Here is a 17,558-nt window from a genome sequence, read left to right as displayed (position 1 = left end):
AATCAAAGATTTTTCAGTAGAGGCCAGTTCATCAGCAGAGCCACCAATACGCAGTCCATATTCCTGACCGAGGTCATTTCTCGCTCCCACCAATACTTCCTTTTCAACCTTGTCGATGACTAACTGCATGGCTACATCTTTTTTTACCTGCACGGTGAGTTTAATAGCGCGGTCAGTTCCAATATGGTCTATACGCGCTGGCCCCGATTCTATTTCCACATCAACCAGGTGACCGAGGTGGGTCATCAACCCTTCGTCAGTCCATATAGGGAGAGAACGGTAATCATCCAAACTCAGCTTGTTGCCGTCTTTCTTCTGCACCAGCACAAAGTCAATGGGCTCACCCTGGTCGTTGAACTCTCCCAGATATTTGCCGGCATTGAGCGACTCGATAACATCTCCAATCTCCTGCATACCCATATCGAGCCGGGCCGCATCTTCACGTCGGGGAATGAACCTTAACTCCGGGTTACCAAACTTGAACTCAGGCCTTACCGAGTGGACACCTGGAATAGAGGAAATCTGTCCAATCAAGTTGAGCGCGTTACCTTTAAGCTTCAACATATCCGGCCCTGTGATTTCTACTTCGAAAGTTTTGTTCGCTGATCTGAAAATGGGTCTCTGCACCGCAAAGGCAAAACGGTAACCGGGAATCTTAAAAATTTCACTCCCCATCTCCCTGGATTTGACTGCCATTTTGACTTCACCACGCTGGCCCTGTGCCAACTCTTTTTCAATGATGGCGCCACCACCATTAAATCTTTGTGAAAATACCAGAAAGTTTCGATTAACATCTTCCATGGCAACAATCTTTTTTTCGTAATCCGCCATGTAACGCATATTGGTTTCAGCTGGTGTACCCGCAACCGGTTCGATGAGCATAAAAACCATATTATTATTTCCATACGGCAAATAATCTTTTGCCGGCAGTGTTTGCCCGCTAAACCACAACATCCAACCCACACCAATAATAACCAGGATTCTGAAGCCAATACTGAACGGAGAATGATGGAGTATCCATTCCATTATCCTGGAATAACCATCGCTTATTTTTACTCCCAAAAAGAGAACCGGCTTGAATAGAGTTCGATGAAAAAATCCCGGCTGGTATTCCTCACCCGGTTTAAGCCGGATCAACAATGTGGTCAAAGTAGGGATGACTGTGATGGATACCAGCAAGGACAAAGCAATACTGGCACTAATTGTAATCGCGATGTCGCGGAACATCTGCCCCGCCTCTTCCTGAATGAACACAATGGGAATAAAAACCGCCAGTGTCGTCAGGGTGGAGGCCAGTACCGCACCCCAAACTTCTGAAGCTCCGTCATAAGCAGCTTTGAGAACCCCTTTTCTCATTGTGAGGTGTCGGTAAATATTTTCCAAAACCACAATCGAGTTATCCACCACCATGCCAACCGCAAAAGCCATACCCGCAAGTGAAATGATATTTATGCTACGTCCCAGGACTTTGAGAATGATGAATACAGATACAAGACTCACTGGAATGCTGATCGCTACAATTAACAATGAACGGCCAGACCCCAGAAACAACAGTAGAACCGCAACAGCCAGAACAGCCCCAAAACCCAGGTTCGACTTTACCAGCCGCATGGCCTCGTCAATATAATCCACATCCTGATATACAATTTTTAATCTGATAGGAATGCCACGGTTCCTCAATTCCTTATTCAGTTCTTCGACTTTTTCTGCGGTCAGGTTACAAGTTTCCACTACGTTTGCGCCAGCTTTACGAATCACACCAAAAGCGTTGGACAAGCTTCCACTGATGCGGACCAGAGAAGAAGTCCGCTGATAACCATCCCAAACCGTAGCAAAATCTTTCACTTTAATGGTTTTATCGCCATCGCGCTTGATAACTGTATTAAGGATGTCCTCCGGGTTGAGAAATTCTCCCAACGCACGAACAGTGTAGGCCCGATCCTTTTCATCGTGGAACCCGGCACGAGTGTTCTGGTTTTCTTCTGACAACACATCTATCACGTCTTTATAAGTCACATGCAAACGCGCCATACTGTACGGATCAAACTCAACCCGCATTTCACGGTCTTCCCCCCCAAAGTGCCAGACATCGGCAATTCCTTTCACACGCCTCAGGTTGGGGACAATAATATCCTCACCAATCTTGTACATATAGTTCTGGTTAAGATCGGGCATCTTTTCATTAGGCTTGTCAAAAACGATCCACATGATAGGACTGGAGTTATCACTGGAAATGGATTTCAATGTTGGCTTGTCAGAATTTATCGGCAGGTCTTTAACCTGTTGAAGCTTATTGTTTACGTCCAGAACAGCCAGGTTTTTATCAATACCCCAATCAAACTCCAGGTTGATGGTGCTCAATCCATGCTGGCTGGTGGAAGTCATCTTTTTCACACCTTCCACCGATTCAAGCTGTTCTTCCAACCGGCGTGTGATATTTCGTTCTACCTCATCTGGAGAAAGTCCAAGATATTCTGTCTTGACCTCGATTTCAGGTTTATCAACAGTAGGTGCCAACTGCCTTGGCAGAGTTTGGAAGCAAAGAATACCCACCACAGCAGCCATCATAATGACCACTGTTACTGTGTGGTAGTTCCGGATTGACTGATCAATGAGTTTCATCAGACCTCCGGCTTTTCGTTTGCGTTTTTTCTTTGCCTTTTACTGCTGGTTTCAAAGTAGCTTTCTGCTTCTTATTGGTCACAATCACTTTCGCTCCGGGGAAGACCGCACCTGAGCCAACCATGATCAGATCTTCATTCAAGCCCAGCTTGTGTGTAAAATCTTCAATCTCAACAAAACCATTTCGTTCACTGAAAGTTTTAACGGGAACCAGCTGGGCATGCCCGTCTTTAACAATATAGACAACCGTCTCATTATCCCCAACAACAAGAGAAACTTCCGGCACATGCAATACTTTTTTACGAACACCAAAGTTTAAAGTACCTTCCAATGTCAAACCCGGATATAAAGCAGGATCGGGGTCGGGCAAATCGATTTGTATCCTGATATTTCCAGAGAAAATGCTGGCATCAGGAATTACCCGAATACGCCTTGATAAATTTCTGCCGTATTTAAATTTCAAGTTCAATTCCCTGGCTAGAAACTTTGCTCCCTTAAGCTTTTTCAGTTTTTTTCTGTAGCCCTGAGGTATTTCAAGAGATGCCTTAAGCCTGGAGGAGCTGATCATACTGGCAATCGGTGAACCCTCCTCTGCGAAAGATCCTAAATCAATTTCCTTGGTTGTGACGACCCCGTCAAAAGGAGCCACGACATTTACTTTAGAAAGGTTTAATTCTGCCGCAGCAACCTGTTTTATGAGGGTCTTCATATCAGACTCCAGTTTTTCAATATCTTCACTGCGGCCTTTCATACCAGCTTCCAAATCCGCTTTACTGGCTTTCAAAAACTCTTCTGCCTGACGCACCTTGTCTGAAGCAATATCAAGATCCGACTGGGGCTTGACCTTTTGATCCGCCAGTTTTTGGATACGATCTAATTCTATTTGAGCCAGGCTCAAAGCACTTTCGGCGGCTCGCATTTCGGCTTCCAGCCTTTTCTTTTCTTCCGGACGTAATCCGCCTAAAGCTTTCTCATACTCTTTTTGCATGGAAACGAGATCGGCTTGTAACCTCTCAAGCGTCAATTCATATTCTCTGGGGTCGATCTGTGCCAGCAAGTCACCGGCTTTCATCTTCATGCCTCTTTCAATGGGTATCTTTATAATTTTTCCACGGACTTCAGGGGTAACATCTACCCTCTTTTCTGATTCGATGTTGCCCATAACATGTACTTCGTCTGCAACATTTATGTAAGAGACTTTACCCACCTGGACAGGTAGAGAAAATTCTTTCTTTGTTTCCTGTTGTGGCACCTCTTCTGAAGAAGAACAAGAAACCAGAAAAATCAGGAAGAAAGCAAAAAAAGGCTGTTGTAATCTGTAAAACAAAATTCTGATATAATCCCCCTCCAGCGGGGTTTTCACTTAGACTTTAAAAAGTATTTTTAGTTTCAGACAAAAATTTTCAAACACGTTTATGGACCATTCACTATCGCAAAATTATCCCCAGTTTGATTATCAATTACTCGATACTGGAGAATTCCAGAAGCTTGAACAATTCGGTCCACACCGTTTTATTCGTCCTGCCCCCCAGGCCATATGGCCTAAATCCCTTTCTCCGGCCGAGTGGAAAAAAGCAGAAGGAGAATACAAATATTTCAAGGGCAAGGACACAGGAGGTGAATGGAAATTTTATACAAAACTCCCTGAAAATGGGTGGACCATTCAGTTCCATGACCTTGTCTTTAAAGTCCAACCCACAGGATTTGGGCACATCGGGCTTTTCCCCGAACAGGCCCTCAATTGGCTGTGGATCATGGACCAGCTTAAACTGCTTAACGGCAAAGTAATACAAGCACTTAACGTTTTTGGCTATACCGGTGCCAGCACCCTTGCGGCAGCTTCAGCGGGGGCCCATGTCACCCATTTAGACGCCTCCAAGGCCTCTGTCACCTGGGCCAGGCGAAATTTGGAACTTTCAGGGCTTGGTGACTGTCCGGTACGCTGGATCGTCGACGACGCAATGAAATATATGCAGAGAGAACACCGGCGAGGCAGAAAATACGATGCCATCATCATGGATCCGCCATCTTTTGGCAGAGGTCCAAAAGGAGAGGTCTGGAAAATCGAAAATATGCTGTCCAATTTCATGGAGGCTTGCCAGAATATTCTCAGCGATTCTCCAGCATTTTTGCTGTTCACCACCCATTCTCCCGGATTTTCTGCCCTGACGCTGGAAAATATGATGCGAACCTATTTCTCATCGCATAAATCCGGGCATTTTGAGACGGGAGAAATGTTCATCCCGGATCAATCATCCGGGTTGAACCTGCCCAACGGATTCTTCGCCCGGTGGGTGGCCAACGGCCACGGGCAATGAGCATAGGCTTTCTTGAGCAGAAAACAGTTTTCTCGATTTATTATCCACTTCTATTTGCCCCCAAGGAGATTGGTGGCCAACGGCCACGGGCAATGAGCATAGGCTTTCTTGAGCAGAAAACAGTTTTCTCGATTTATTATCCACTTCTATTTGTCCCCAAGGCTATAGGTGTTGGAAAACAACTAGTTTGGGTGTCTAAATATTCACCTCTACCGGGTGAGATACAAATGCCTACCTTAAGGCAAGATACGTTATAATGCCGGGCAAATTATTTGCCCAAATGTGGAAACTTTATTATGACCTTTTATCAATATCTAAAATCTCATTCAGAAAAAGACCCGAAACACCCGGCAATAATTGAAGGGGACACCACACTAAGCTATGGAGAATTCGTTTCGCAGATCGAGCGATTTGCAAGTGCGTTGTCCAAACTAAAACTTACTGCAAACAGCAAAATTGGGCTGCTATGCCTGAACCAGAAAGAATATCTTGTCGCCTATTTTGCCGCGTTAGTCAAAGGAGTTCCTGTTATCCCCTACAACTTCATGCTGAAACCGGAGGATCTCGTCTACATCACTCAAGATGCGGGAATCGATACCCTGGTGGTTGACTCGGCTTTTGTCAAACCTGAAACCGTTCCTTTTTTTAAATTATTTCCCAATAAAATTCTTGCAGGTCCTGCTGATCCTTCACAATTAGGGGAAGGAACCCTGCGCTGGGAAGAGTTTATGGTAATGGGTGATCCGCGTGATTCTCTAACGAGACATAAAAGAGAAGAAATCCTTCCAGATGTTATTCTTTATACTTCAGGGACTACCGCAAAACCCAAAGGAGTTATGCTGGAAGAAAAACAGTTTGATGCCAATTGCACCGGATTTTTACAACACCTGCATTTTAACTGTGATGACAAGGTTATCGTTGCCCTGCCCCTTTTTCATTCTTTCGGAAACATTATGGCTTTGGTATTACTTCGCTCAGGGGCCACACTCATCTTGCTGAAACAGTTTCAACCTAAAACTATTTTAGAATCCATATCCCGGCATCAGGCAACCATTCTGCCATTGGTTCCCACCATTTATTCGTTCCTGGTACAACTTTATGCCCGAGGGGGTTATGATATTTCTTCCCTGCGCTATTGCATTTCCGGAGGCGCATCTCTTCCCGAAGCTCTGCTAAAAAAAGTCGAAGAAGGACTTGGTGTGACAGTCATTGAAGGCTATGGGCTGACCGAGACTTCCCCCGTAATCGCCGTGAATACGATGAAAGATGGCAGTGTGGCAGGTTCAGTCGGACCCATCCTGCCAAATGTAGAACTGGAAATTGTTGATGACGCCGGAAAACCTGTGCCGCAAGGAGAAGTTGGCGAGATCAGGGTTCGCGGCGAAACAGTGATGCAGGGTTACTGGAAAAAACCAAAAGAAACAGAAGAAACACTGACAGCCGATGGGTGGCTGAAAACCGGTGACCTCGGGCATATGGATGAAAAGGGTCGGCTGTTCATTTCCGCAGGCAGGATTAAAGACCTGATCATTCGAGCCGGAGAAAATGTTTCACCGTTGGCAATCGAAAACGCTTTGATGAATCATCCGGCAGTCATCGAAGTGGCTGCAGTAGGAATCCCCGACGAGCGCGTTGGCGAAAAAGTAAAGGTATTCGTGGCATTGCGCGAAGGCACACGAACCAATGAGCAGGAGCTGAAAGAATTATGCCGTGAAAAATTGCCGGCCTTCATGATCCCGGACAAGTTCCAGTTTATGGAATCCCTGCCAAAAACAGCGACCGGGAAAATTTTAAAGTCTGAACTCCGGGCCATGCCCGGTGATAACCAGCAATAACCCCTCCAGGCAAGCAATAATTCCCTCGGCCTTACTAAGCCGCCAACAAGGTTTAGAAGCTGCAACAAGATATTGCCGTTGCCCCCCAGCCTAGTGGGTTAGCGAGCGCAGCGGAATCCTGTGCCATCCAGCCGATAGTCCGTTTCAAAACCTTTTCGCCAGGCTGTCCGTTGACTGTTCACCTCGGTTTTCCAGGCACCTCCCCGATAAACTTTCTGTGTTCCTCCGCCACGACGGTCTGATGGATTGGAGCGCGGGGCTCCTTTAGGGTTGTTCCTCGGACTATTTTTGTAGTACCGAATCTCAAACCAGTCTGATACCCATTCATTAACATTACCAGCCATATCATGGAGACCAAATGGGTTTGCCGGGAAAGAACCTATTGGAGCAGTATTCGGATAACCATCTGACAGGTTTGCCGTTCGTATGTTCATCACACAATTGCTGTCACAGAAATTGGTTTTGGTGGGATCAAACTCATCGCCCCAGTAAAATTCTGTATTGGTTCCTCCACGTGCGGCGAATTCCCATTCCGCTTCGGTCGGCAATCGTTTATTGGATTTTTTGCAATACTCTTCAGCTTCATGCCAGGTTACGCTGTCGACAGGCCGTTTAGCACCCTTAAACCTTGAGGGATTGTGCCCCATCACTGTTTGAAAGTCCTTCTGGTTTACCTCATATTTATCCAGTTCAAAGGGATCCAGGCAAACTTCATGGACCGGTTCCTCTGATACAGCGTGACCTTTATCACTCCCCATTTTGAAACAACCACCTCTGAGAGCTATCATTTCAACAGGACCCAGAGGCTCTGACTGAGCGATCAAAATATTTTCTACCTTGGCATGCAGTTCCTGAGTATAAGCATAGTCTCTGGTAGGAACTGCCTGATATTTTATCTTTGCGGCATCATGTGGGACGAGAAGCATTTCCCTATTATCGAGATTGAAGAGTCGGTAATGAGGAGTAACTTTTTTACCTTCGCCATCCAAATAATTCCTCATATTATTGCTACCATCATCAGCAGGAATAACATTTTCATCAATAATTTCTGCTTCAAATGTTTGATTACTATCTTTCATCGTAACCCTAACGATTTTTAATTTGGATACTTTCATAGCCAATATACGATCAACCAGTTCCTTGGTTTCTTTATACTTTTTTAATTGGAAACGGACTTCGGCCAGTGGACGCATTATGCGCCAATTATCCGGGTCCATTTCAAGCGCTCGGGCGTAATGCTTTTCAGCTTCCTCAAGTTTACCCTCCACTACATTTTCATCCCCTTTTAGCGTTTCATCGATCACGCTCGAAAATCCCAGCGATGGGAATAATAAAAGGTTCAGTAAAAACAAACACAATACAGTTCTAAAAAACGAAAAAGGGCTGTCCATCATCATTCGGCTCCTGTGTACAAATAAATTTTAACGAGTTGGATATTATAACAGTGGAGGGGTTCTCAGACCAAGAAGAGAACTGTCACTTCGAAAATTTCAATACCTTTGCCCATACAGGCAAAATGCTATTGATCCTTTGATTCACTCTCTGAAAAAGGCTTATTTATAGCTTTCTTCTTATCAGGCTGAGTTTTTGCATCTTGCTCTGATTTTTCTTTTTTAAGATCTCCCCATCCCGAGTCCACTTTTTTCTTTTTATTGTGGCGGTCCCTACGAGGGAAATAATCAATTTCGTCAATCATGATTTACCTGGTTTGTTCAGGATTATCGATTTTATTCGGTCAATTACGGGGCCTTTCATGCCAAGACTTAGAGCCTTGTTTAAATGAAGCAAGCTCTCTCTTTCCTGATTTAGCGAATGATAAGTCATAGCCAAATTTATATGACTGGGCCCATAATCAGGGTTGATTTGAAGCGCGTATTTGAACATTTTTATGCCTTCTTCACGTTTGCCACGAAACACCAGGAGTTGGGCAAGGGAGTCATAAGCAGTTAAATTTAACGGCCATGCGCGAACAGCAGAACGTAAAACTTTTTCTGATTCTTCAACTTTGCCTTGTCGCCTCAAATTATTTCCCAATAATACCAGAGTCGGACTATCATCTGGATTATAATCCAACGCTTTTAGATAAAATCGGTTTGCTTCATCGATCCTGCCTTGAGCTTGCCAAGTCTGCCCGATCATCAAATAAGGTTTCCAGGACTGAGGGATCTTTTTCACAGCCTGATTGTATTCAGCACGAGCTTTATCTATTTCACGACTTCTCACGTGAGCTTCTGCCTTTTTAACTGTTTCCTGATATTCCATTCTGGAGTTTATTTCAGACCGGGTTTTTACAGGGGCAGCGATCATGACAGTAACCAGCAAAATAATACTAACGATTATACTCTTGCCCAGAATGAACTTCGGGTCAAGAAACCTGATTTGAAAGAAGGACCCCTGACCTATTAACTTAAAATAAACCAACACAAATGCCAATCCCATCAGTTGAAAAGCAGGGAATACTAAAAGGAATAATCCATCCAGATAATTCCAGTTTTGTGGAAATTGAAGTGATAAAACTTTAAAAAAATTGGATGATCTCAATAACAAATCAGGACGGCTGGAAATCAATTCGGGCGTTGATGCAAGTGCTTTCAAGGTAAATTCGGGATGGTTATAAGGCAAGACAACCTTATATTGAATGACCATGATAAATTGTGCCAGTACCGCCGACAAACATCCTATTTTGACAGCCCAAACTCCCCACTTGGATCCTGTTTCTGAAATTCGACGCAACAGGTTAGCCAGTCCCAGCGCAAAAACAGGTAACGCCGAAATCAGATGCCGATGCCCGTATGAAGCTGAATCTTCCGGATATACAACTACAATAGTCAGGATTCCGGCCAGATAAGCCAACAACCCGGGTCGTAATTCTTTTAGCCATTCATTTTTTAGAAATAATCCTGCCATACCCGCCACAGCCAATGGCATGGAAAACATTAAACCCCATTTAGCTGAAAAGAAAAGATCCCACAACTTTTCCAACACCGGCAATAAGGAGATTCCCGACAATCCATCCCCTGCGTATTTCATATGACGTGGAGGAAAAGGCACCCCGTTCAACTGGTACCAGCAAACAATCTGTGGGAGCATGACCAGAAAAAACCCTACTAACCCTGCTCCTCCCAACAGCAGAATTTTTTTAACGTTGGCGCTCGATTTCAAGTCACCGCGAAAACTCCATATCAGGTCCACCGCAAACAAGGCAAGGAAAGCAATATTAATCACCCTTGTCATGCCCAGGAAACCCAGAATAGCTCCTAAAGCGGCAAAGCGAAGCACCAACTGACCCCGGCCTTCTTCTGCGTTTGAAGGCGCATCTCGGCCCACGGGGTCATTGCTATTTGCCTCCCTCGCAAGAGGGCGGAAATGGGCCCAGGCAAAAATCAAAACCGCGGCGAAAAAAAACTCTACGGTATGGGACATTCGCTGCCGAATGAATGAAAAATAGATAAGTGGAGAAGCCAACCAGATGGACAGCGTTACAAGTAAGGAAAACCGTTTATCAATAAAAGAATGCAGGGTTTTAAAAACCAGAATCAATCCAGCAAATAAAAAAGTAACCGAAGCCACAGCGGTAGAGATGTAATAAGGTGCCGAATAACCCTCTACCGATATTGGGTAACCCAACCCCTGATAAAGCAGTGCCAACAAATGACCGACGAGAAAAAACGGCAAAAACACAAGGGCCTGGCCCATTTGCCAGTTGTTGAAAACATAACCGGTTGGCATGAATTTTTCTGAATGGACATAATGAAGCTCATTAAAAAAATCAAGGTCGCCATCAAAAAAAACCGACCGAAGGTAGGCATAGTAGCCAGCATCGTCCCCACCATCAATGGTTGTTACAGCGTAATAGCCTTTATGAGTCGCTGGAGGAATCCAATCATTGAAAATACCAAGAGGTGTGAGCAGTAGAAAAAGGAAAAACAAAATGCCGCCTAAAATAAGACGTTGGGTCATTTTTCAAAATCCAGAAATAGTTTCTCTCCTGGGGAGTCCGAAGAGAGTGGGGAAAAAACAGTATTTACTTACTGGCAACCGGTTGAGTTTCCAGCACCAGGCCTTTATCAACCAGTTTTTGATGAGCATCGCTAACCCGTGAAACCGCATGCTGATTGTCACTCCAGGCAACCAGGTCTTCAAGCCCCTGCCTCAAGGTCAAATCAGGTGTAAAACCCAGGGCTTTTATCTTGGAGATGTCGGCATAACAATCTCGAATATCACCATTGCGGAATTTATAAATCACATCGGGACAAAAGTTTTTTCCACAAAGCTCGATAAGCGTTTCCGCCAGATCCAAAATGGAAGATGGCTTGCCAGTTCCAATATTAAAAATTTCGTAATTCGCATCCTGATGATCCAGCAAAAGAAGTTTTCCACGGACCAGATCACGAACATGAATAAAGTCACGGCGTTGGTGACCATCCTCATAAATCAAAGGTGGAGAATCGTTCTTGATCGCAGAACAAAAGATAGCCGCCGCACCAGTATAAGGATTATTTAACGATTGGCGTGGGCCATAACAATTAAAATAACGACAGGCTACAGTGGGAATCTGATGGGCTTTTCCAATCATCAGTGAATACACTTCCTGATCTTTTTTGCTTTGTGCGTAGACTGATGTGCAGTCCAGTTCTTTATTCTCATCTGTAGGGACAGGAGTTACAGGCACTTCACATTCCGGGCAAAGCATTTCCCACTTCCCCTCTGCAAGTTGACTCTCTGGTCTGGGTTTGGGACTAATCTTTCCATGTTCCGGGCACTGGTAAGAACCCTCTCCATAAAGGCTCATGGAACTTGCAACGAGAACTTTTTCAACCTTATGTTTTTCGTTGACCAGGATATCCCATAATACTCCCGTGCCCTGGACATTTGTGGAAACGTATTGGTCAATAGAATACATTGATTGACCCACGCCTACCTCTGCGGCATCGTGAATGATCAGATCTACATCTTCGATGGCTTTCTTTAAATGGTCCCGGTTGCGAACATCCCCCTTGATGAATTCTGCCTCCGAGTGCAAGTACTCAGGCTTTTTGGCCTGCTCTCCATGTACCTGTGGATTGAGGTTGTCGTAAACCCGGACGGTATCTCCCCGTTGAACCAGCTGGTCCACGGTATGCGACCCGATGAATCCGGCCCCGCCTGTCACCAAAACCCTTTTTCCCATTTTTCTCTCCGGTTTTTATTGAGTAGTAACCTGGGCTATTTCCAGTTATCCACTGGTTATCGCCTGCTATCATATCTCAATCGGCAATTTTGCGGAAGTACTTAAGCAATATGATTCCCTAACAATCGTTAGCACCCGTGCAGAGCCATCAATTAAGTAGATGCACCCAAAAACACCATCAAACAACTTTAAGAAAAGGAGTCTGGTTTATCTGAAATAGTTCTCATAAACAGGGTAATTTTCTTACCATATTGAAATCCTATCCAAATTGGGCAATAATTTAGATTGAGTTTCTTTTCCTCCTTCCTGAAGAGTCGGCTGAGACCGTGAACCTTTCCTGCATCATCGTCAGTTATAACAACAGCACTCCCCTCAGAAATTGTCTGGAGTCCATTTACCACACTCTGCGGGAAATATCTTTTGAAGTCATCATTGTAGATAACAGCCAGAACGACTCGGGAATGCTTTCTTTGAAAGAGTCTTATCCTCAAGTCCAGTTGATTCAGAACACTCAAAATGTTGGCTTCGCCAAGGCCAATAACCAAGCTGTCAGGTCAGCAAAAGGCGAAACACTTCTTTTTTTAAACCCCGACACTATTTTAACCGATCAAGCTATAGAGAAAATGGTTGCCTTCTTGAAATCGAACGCAGATGTAGGGGCACTGGGACCAAAGGTATTGAATGAGGATGGAAGTCTGCAATACTCCTGCAGACGTTTCCCAACTCTTATGACAGGTTTTTTCAACCGTTATTCCCTACTTTCAAAATGGTTCCCAGATAACCCCTATACAGTGAATTATCTAATGAAAGATTTCAGCCACGATGAGAACCGGGAAGTCGACTGGTTATCCGGATGTTGTCTCATGGTACCTCGTGCAGTATTTGAAAAAGTAAATGGATTTGACGAGCAATACTTTTTATTCAATGAAGATATCGACCTTTGCAGAACCATCTCTCAATCAGGATATAAAGTGATGTATTTTCCATCAGCCGAAATAACTCATCATGTCAATACCAGCAACAGTAAAGTGCCTGTCGCAATCATAATTAAACGCCATCAAGGCATGAAGCATTATTACGGAAAACATTACGCAAAAAATCCTTTGGCAAAAATAATCGTCAATTTTGCAATAACCTTACGATGCTTTTCTCAGCTTGCATTCAATCTATTTAAAGAAACTCCCACCAGGGATACTTTCAAATGAAGTTTGAAACATTCCAAATTTCAGGGGAAGTGTATCTGGAGGGCTATTTTACAGCTCTGATCTTGTCATTTTGTCTCACGTTATATCTGATAAAAACCTTAAAAAGCTTCAATTTTCTCACGTTCATATTGAACCGCTTCCCAATATTAGCCAAGGAAAGCGTCAGCCCTTTCGGTGGAGTCCCAGTTATTCTTTCTTTTCTGGCGACACTCTGGATATTGTTGCTCCTGGGCATGGTGGATGCACGCAATGTCAACCTTTTTGCCACATTGACTTTGGGGGTTGGGTTGATGTTTCTTCTAGGTATTTATGACGATGCAACTGACTGTCCTCCCCGCTTAAAACTGTTCGTGCAAATCGTTATCGCTATTATTCTTTATTTTGCAGGATTTCAAATAGAACGTATCGGCAGCCTGATTGACCTGGGACCCTTTTCAATTCTGCTGACAATTTTATGGATAGTAGGTATCACTAACGCAATTAATCTGATAGACGGCATGGATGGTCTGGCACCGGGGATTATTTTTTTCTCTTGCCTGACTTTGACCTTTGTCTATCTTGAGCGCGGTATTATTGAATCCTCTTTTCTGGCAGTAGTTCTGGCGGGAAGCACCCTCGGCTTTTTCTTTTTCAATTTACCACCTGCGAGAATTATTCTCGGAGATACCGGAAGTCTTCCACTAGGACTATTAATCTCCCTCATCACCTTACTGCCTCTCAATCAAGGCTATACTGATGAGATATATTATCTTATCCCTGTTATTACTCTGCTCATCCCCATCATGGATACCACCTTCGCTTTTTTCAGAAGAATCACGAAAGGAAGAAGCCCGTTCACCAAGGATGCCAACCACTTCCATCACAGAATGGGGGAATTGGGTTTTTCGCCGCGGAAAACCATTGCCATACTATTTGTAATTGGTTTCTATTTTGATTTGACCGCAATGGTACCTGTATTCAGGATCAATCTTATTCCCCATTTTATACCCATTTATTTTGTTTTTATTTTAGTAAACGTTGCCATTCTGGTTTTCATCCTTAAGTTTTTCGAGAAAAAGAAAACATCATGAATGCCTCCTTTTCAATCAAAGCGAGGTTGTTTTTATCCAGCCTTGCAATATTTTTCCTTATTTCAATCACCTATGCAAATACCCTGTTCTCGCCTTTCAATTTTGATGACCAGGCATTATTACAAAATATCAAGCTTAGCGGCCCAGACAGATATAACAGCTTCTGGCCTATCCAATATCGCCATCTTTTCTACCTCAGCTTCAGCCTAAACCATTCTCTAAGCGGACTAAACCCATTAAGCTACCATTTGGTCAATGTACTGTTTCATTTTTTATCATCGGCGACCATCCTCATTATAGGTTTCAAAACTTTCAGTAAGACCACTAAATGGGACACTAAAGATGTAATAGGCCTGTCATCAATCATAGCTTTTACATTTGCCCTCAACCCTGTCAACACTGAGGCTGTCACATATCTGTCTGGAAGAGCAAGCGGGATAGGCGGCTTTTTTTTCCTGCTGGCTTTGCTGTTTTTTATTTTGGGTAGTGAACGAAGAAGTTATCGATTTATTCCACTTTTTTATTCCTTATCACTTTTGGCGTTTGGCCTTGCACTTCTCAGCAAGGAAACCACCATTACATTTCCAATAATCATAGTTTTATATGATTTATGCTTCATGAGAAATGAAAGCTGGCATCCCTTCAAAATCCGGTTATTTTCCATCTATCTGCCGATTGGTTGTTTAGTTGTCGCATTTTTCATCCTCACACCTGGTATGAACAAAATTGTCATGAATGGGCTGGGCAAAATAGATATCAATTATGCACTGGCTCAAACCAGGGTATTGATGTATGCGATAAAGATCAGCCTGTTTCCAATCAACCTGACTTTTGATTATGATTTCCCAAACCAATGGCTTTCTTTTTTTAACATCATACCCGTTATATTTTGGCTGACAGCATTATTTGCTTTAATTAGAAACTTTCGAAAAATATCCCCGGTTATATCTTTTTCCATATTATGGTTTCTCATTACTCTCTCTCCCACAAACAGTTTTTTACCTCGCGCAGACTTGCTGAGTGAAAGGAATTTATACCTGCCTTCTTTGGGTCTCAGCATATTGACCTCTTATATCTTTTATCACTTATTTTTCATAAAAGCGGAAAGCTCATTCAAAAGACCATGCCTGATAATGCTGGTAGTTTTTTTGATGATTTTGGGCTCCCAATTAATAACCAGAAACTCGGTCTACCGTTCGAACATACAACTCTGGGAAGACACCTATAAAAAATCCCCCGCCGACCTCAAGGTTCTTCATAATCTCAGTCATTTTTATTTGGAGGACAGACGTTATCAACAAGCTTTTGTACCGCTATTAAAACTATCCCGTTCCGCAGCAGATGAATTTTACAGAGCTTTTGCCCACAGCAACCTGGGAAGCATATACACCCAAGGCGGAAAGTTTGATCTGGCAGAGAAAGAATTTCAGAAAGCCATTGAGCTTGAGCCTACCCTGCCGATTGGATATTTGAATCTAGGCACTTATTTAGCTTCTCGCGGAGAGTTTCAACGTGCCCGCGAGGAATTTCTTCGCGCAAGAGAAAGATATATTTTATATAAATGGGGGTATCCCATGCCTCCAAGTCTGGACCTCAACCTGGCACGCATCAACCTGCAATTGAACTCTTTTGAGGAGGCCGAGAAATACATACATTTCTATCTGCAAAAAGTTCCAGGCTCTCCCAAAGGACTACTGTTAAAAGGAAAAATATATCAGGAAAAAGGGGAAGTGGGGCTGGCGGAAAAAGCATACCAGAAAATTCAGGGAGGAGGACTTGACTCGGCCAAAGCTCAGAACAATCTCGGCATACTATTTATCAGGCAAAACCAATATGAGAAAGCATGGGAAGCCTTTCATGAATCGATAAAGCATTATCCGCAATTACCAGACTCGCATTACAACCTTGGGAAATTGATTCTTGATTCTAACGGAGACCCTGCTCTTGCACGCAAGCACCTGGAAATTGCCTTGACCTATAACAAGAGCACATCTCTGGAGAAAGAAATCAACCAACTTCTTAACCAGAAATTGAAAAATTGATTTTCTTCTGGATATAGGGCGTCCAGAAATTCGTATCCATAGATCTAATCACTGTGCGCCCTGACACAGTTCTGGAGCTTTGTGTTTTCTGTCGAAGCGTCCAAATTCTGGGAAGCTCTTTCAAAGCATCTATTCTCGCCTTAAAAACTGGCACAGCTTTTCCATTCAGTGAAAACCGAATCATTGAAGACAAACTAAACAGAATATGCTGTGGTAAAAAAAACCAGAACCATATCCCAGGCATATTTCGGACATAAGACCAAATCAGGTTTCTTTGGCCATGGTATACAGCAAAATCACTGTACCTGGAAGTAGTGCCTGACCCAACATGCTCTACAATAGCATCCGAAACATAAATGCACCGATGCCCAATCAAGCGCAGACGAAAACTGAGATCTACATCTTCATTATAGCAATAGAAATGTTCATCAAAACCACCGGCTTCCAGAAAAACCTGCCTGGAGATTAAGGCTGCAGCGGCACAAGGTGAGAATATTTCTCCGGACTCCCTTTGAATTTTTGAGGATTCCACGCCATGGTCTCTTCTCCATGCAATTCCAGATACGTGATAGATATCTCCCGTTCCATCTATCAGATCATTTTTGTATCCAAGCATATGACTGCCAAACATCTTCGCATCAGGAAACCGTTCAACCGCGCTCATTAATTTTTCCAGCCAGTCAGGTCGAGCAAAAGCATCCGGGTTTAAAAATGTAACCCAATCACAATCATCCACCTGTTTGACCGCCAGGTTATTAGCGTATGCAAAACCAGTATTTTTTTCTAAATGAATAAACTCCCAATCATGGAATCTTTGTTCAAGGCCATCTATAGAATCATCGGTACTGGCATTATCCACCACCAAAACCCGGGTTGGAGATAAGGTCTGATCCCTTAAGTTTTGCAAACATTTTTCCAGATATTTTCCTGAGTTCCAATTTACAACCACAACCGCAATAGATGATTGGCGCATTATTATCCTTTTAAATTTGAATATCTTTAGTAAATTATCCTAGTAAAGTCAGCAAAGTGTATTGGCTTGAATATATAAGCTTAACCACTTATACTCCACTTAGAGGTTTAATTTCAATTTACTTCTCTTGTTGTATCATCTTCCGACAGGTATTTACAGAAGTGAAAACATTTTTTATTACAGGTGGCGCCGGCTTTATTGGTGGAAACTTTATCCTCAATCTCGTGAGAACCGGCCAGGCAAAAATTATTAATTATGACAAGCTGACCTATGCGGGGAACCTCGATACATTATCTTCAATAAAAATTGACCCTAATTATATA

The 17,558-nt window shown here is 43.4% G+C and carries 12 protein-coding genes; 6 read left to right on the top strand and 6 right to left on the bottom strand.

Features of this window, described 5'->3' with window-relative positions; translation table 11 throughout:
• Together F3741_11225 and F3741_11220 are read right to left on the bottom strand one after the other, a co-directional pair.
• On the bottom strand, window positions 1–2,622 hold a 2,622-nt coding region (locus tag F3741_11225; protein MZG31351.1), incomplete at its 3' end, for an efflux RND transporter permease subunit.
• Complete coding sequence (locus F3741_11220; GenBank protein MZG31350.1) at window positions 2,609–3,949, bottom strand: biotin/lipoyl-binding protein; 1,341 nt, start codon at window positions 3,947–3,949, stop codon at window positions 2,609–2,611. The genes F3741_11225 and F3741_11220, both read right to left, overlap by 14 nt.
• Window positions 3,950–4,037: 88 nt before the next feature.
• On the opposite strand from F3741_11220, the gene F3741_11215 reads away from it, so the two are divergent.
• The gene (locus F3741_11215; GenBank protein MZG31349.1) at window positions 4,038–4,940 is read left to right on the top strand and encodes a hypothetical protein; all 903 of its coding nucleotides are present in this window, start codon (window positions 4,038–4,040) and stop codon (window positions 4,938–4,940) included.
• A gap of 296 nt (window positions 4,941–5,236) precedes the next feature.
• Window positions 5,237–6,775 carry a long-chain fatty acid--CoA ligase gene (locus tag F3741_11210; GenBank protein ID MZG31348.1) on the top strand — a complete coding sequence of 513 codons (1,539 nt, stop codon included), beginning with the start codon at window positions 5,237–5,239 and terminating at the stop codon, window positions 6,773–6,775.
• A 98-nt stretch (window positions 6,776–6,873) separates the two neighbouring features.
• Here the strand turns inward: F3741_11210 and F3741_11205 are convergent, their stop codons facing one another.
• The 3 genes from F3741_11205 to F3741_11195 form a co-directional block, all read right to left on the bottom strand.
• On the bottom strand, window positions 6,874–8,172 hold the full coding sequence (locus tag F3741_11205; GenBank protein ID MZG31347.1) for an SUMF1/EgtB/PvdO family nonheme iron enzyme: 1,299 nt from the start codon (window positions 8,170–8,172) through the stop codon (window positions 6,874–6,876).
• Between the two features lie 295 nt (window positions 8,173–8,467).
• Window positions 8,468–10,735, bottom strand: coding sequence for a tetratricopeptide repeat protein (locus F3741_11200; GenBank protein ID MZG31346.1), 2,268 nt, complete (start codon window positions 10,733–10,735; stop codon window positions 8,468–8,470).
• Between the two features lie 64 nt (window positions 10,736–10,799).
• A complete protein-coding gene (locus F3741_11195) occupies window positions 10,800–11,945 on the bottom strand; it encodes an SDR family NAD(P)-dependent oxidoreductase (protein ID MZG31345.1) in 1,146 nt (381 codons plus the stop codon).
• Between the two features lie 284 nt (window positions 11,946–12,229).
• On the opposite strand from F3741_11195, the gene F3741_11190 reads away from it, so the two are divergent.
• Genes F3741_11190 through F3741_11180 form a run of 3 tightly spaced genes read left to right on the top strand, consistent with a single transcriptional unit; the run spans window position 12,230 to window position 16,262 of the window.
• Window positions 12,230–13,150 carry a glycosyltransferase family 2 protein gene (locus F3741_11190; GenBank protein ID MZG31344.1) on the top strand — a complete coding sequence of 307 codons (921 nt, stop codon included), beginning with the start codon at window positions 12,230–12,232 and terminating at the stop codon, window positions 13,148–13,150.
• Window positions 13,147–14,220, top strand: coding sequence for an undecaprenyl/decaprenyl-phosphate alpha-N-acetylglucosaminyl 1-phosphate transferase (locus F3741_11185; GenBank protein ID MZG31343.1), 1,074 nt, complete (start codon window positions 13,147–13,149; stop codon window positions 14,218–14,220). The genes F3741_11190 and F3741_11185 overlap by 4 nt, the downstream gene beginning before the upstream one ends.
• Window positions 14,217–16,262, top strand: a complete 2,046-nt coding sequence (locus tag F3741_11180; protein ID MZG31342.1) for a tetratricopeptide repeat protein — start codon at window positions 14,217–14,219, stop codon at window positions 16,260–16,262. Before F3741_11185 ends, F3741_11180 begins: the two co-directional genes overlap by 4 nt.
• On the opposite strand, the gene F3741_11175 is transcribed toward F3741_11180, so the two are convergent.
• Window positions 16,240–17,235: a glycosyltransferase family 2 protein gene (locus tag F3741_11175; GenBank protein MZG31341.1), complete on the bottom strand. Its 996-nt coding sequence runs from the start codon at window positions 17,233–17,235 to the stop codon at window positions 16,240–16,242. The two genes, F3741_11180 and F3741_11175, sit on opposite strands and share 23 nt — an antisense overlap.
• Before the next feature lie 161 nt (window positions 17,236–17,396).
• On the opposite strand from F3741_11175, the gene F3741_11170 reads away from it, so the two are divergent.
• A partial coding sequence (locus F3741_11170) for a dTDP-glucose 4,6-dehydratase (protein MZG31340.1) occupies window positions 17,397–17,558 on the top strand: 162 nt, incomplete at its 3' end.

The sequence above is a fragment of the Nitrospinota bacterium genome (genome assembly GCA_009873635.1).
In the GTDB taxonomy this organism is placed as follows: domain Bacteria; phylum Nitrospinota; class Nitrospinia; order Nitrospinales; family VA-1; genus LS-NOB.
This window is presented reverse-complemented; position numbering and strand designations above follow the sequence as displayed.